We start from the raw sequence: 1853 nt of genomic DNA on the forward strand, positions 1-1853 counted from the left end.
ACCTTTTTCAATGTTCAGCTCTGGACTTTTCCGCTGATCACCATGATGCAGCTCGCAGACATCCCGGATTGCAATACTGGCTACCACGGGATGAATCTTATGTTGATGAGCGAAGTCTTCCCGACCTGGAATAACGATCTGCTTTCGTTTCTGGCTTCTCCGGAAGAATTGCTTTACGACAACCCGGTAGGACTTTTGGGAGCCACGGAAGAGTGCGCTCAGGAAAGTGTCGGCGCACAGCCCATTGACGATGAATACTGGACTGCCGGGTGTTGGGGATTGCTCTACCCCATGGTCGGATCCAATCTCGGCGGCGATGATCCTATTCAGTCATCCAGTCTCGATGTAGCCCGAATGCTGGCTATGGGATTCCGCTTAGGATTTCTGGAGCGCACAACCGGCAACAGCGTGGTTTGCGGTCCCCGGCGTACCTATGTGCTGCCCAAGGCCCAGTATCGCTTCCAGATCATGTTTCCGAATGACGAAACCAATCAGGAGCCCAATGCCAGCGTTACAGCTCCGAACATCAATAACCCACAACAACAAGGTGGCAGTATGCCACCTGCGAATTATGTAACCCCAGCGGCAAGCAACCAAGGAACTGTGGCGCAGAATGGCGGCGTGAACATTCAGGCTCCGCCAACCCAGTCGGGTGAATGCACGCACTGGATGGGTCAGACGCCCTTCCAGTGGGGGGAATGGGACAGCCAGCCTGCAACGGGCAGCAACTATGTGTATCTCGTCTGGCAATGGACCAACTGCTGTCTGGGTGTCATTGGCCATACAGGGATGACAGGCTGATATGGGCTTCTTTTGCTGGATGGCACATCCCACAAGGCGCAGGCCAGTAGCGTCATCTTTCATTGCGGCCATGTTCGGAATAGGCGTCTATTACGAATCCACCGCAACCGCTATGGCTGGGCAGTTCGTCAGTCAGGCCCAAGGCGGTGTGAACTTCGGCAATAGTTTGCTGCTGGGGGGGCAGGACGATGCCGCCACGGGTGTTGGATCGAAAGAAATGCAGGGCTTTGCGGGAAGTAATCCCACACCCGGAGAATCGGGCGCGTCCAGCTATTATCTACCGGATAATGTGGGATTGACGCAAGGTAATGCGATCAACCAGGCCGACAGTGCCAATGCCGCCCTGATGAGCGATCCGACTTGTCCAAATGGCTGGCCGGGGCCACTGAACAGCTTTGACAGCACCGGATTAGGGGCTTCACTCATGCTCAAACCGTCTGCCAGACGGCCCTCAATGCGGAATCCGCATCCATCGAGCAAGCGGAAAGCACAGAAAGCAATACTGCCTACACGGACGCCCTGGAGAGCATCCATCGTTTCGGGACATCCCTCGCGGATGTGCATTCTGCCGGGGATGCACTGCTGACCACTTGTGCGCCGGATATAAATAATCAGTACCAGTATGCCCCGGCCTGCAATCTTTTAAGCCGTTCTGGGGTTCCCAGTCTGAATAGCCTTGGCGATACCTGGGCGGGTACGCTGAATAACGTCGCTGACGAATGCAGTGCCCTGCCCACAAGTATTACGTCACCGACAGTTGCCGGTACCCTGGTGGAAAAACTGGCTCCCATGACTTTGAGCGTGGACGGACTGATTGGAAAGACCATACAGACAGGGGCCGTCGGTGATAACGGTTCGATGACCCTGCCTGGTTATTATGCCAACACGACAACAGCCTCCCAGCAGTACCAGGAGATCTACGGGCAATGTAACGAGGCTCAATCCTATCTGGAGAATATCTCTACCTATCCGGGCGGAATGAACAGCTACACCACGGATCCCATGTTGAATAATTTTCTGGCGAACCCGGCGAATCAGGGCATGATCAACAA

2 protein-coding genes and 1 pseudogene are annotated in these 1853 nt (G+C 54.9%); all 3 read left to right on the top strand.

The window, feature by feature from the left end:
- Positions 1 to 801, top strand: an 801-nt coding sequence (locus tag AC2VLY_RS07235; RefSeq protein WP_486922016.1) for a TraU family protein, incomplete at its 5' end; no start/stop codon positions are given.
- A 70-nt stretch (positions 802 to 871) separates the two neighbouring features.
- Positions 872 to 1387: a hypothetical protein gene (locus tag AC2VLY_RS07240; RefSeq protein WP_486922017.1), complete on the top strand. Its 516-nt coding sequence runs from the start codon at positions 872 to 874 to the stop codon at positions 1385 to 1387.
- Positions 1360 to 1853, top strand: a pseudogene (locus AC2VLY_RS07245) (conjugal transfer protein TraN); the annotation flags it as partial. The gene AC2VLY_RS07240 and the pseudogene AC2VLY_RS07245, both read left to right, overlap by 28 nt.

It is taken from the genome of Acidithiobacillus sp. TH-A36, from assembly GCF_057473445.1.

Coding starts and splice junctions, on each gene's coding strand:
- AC2VLY_RS07240 (WP_486922017.1), top strand. CDS start 872: ATGTTCGGAATAGGCGTCTATTACGAATCCACCGCAACCGCTATGGCT.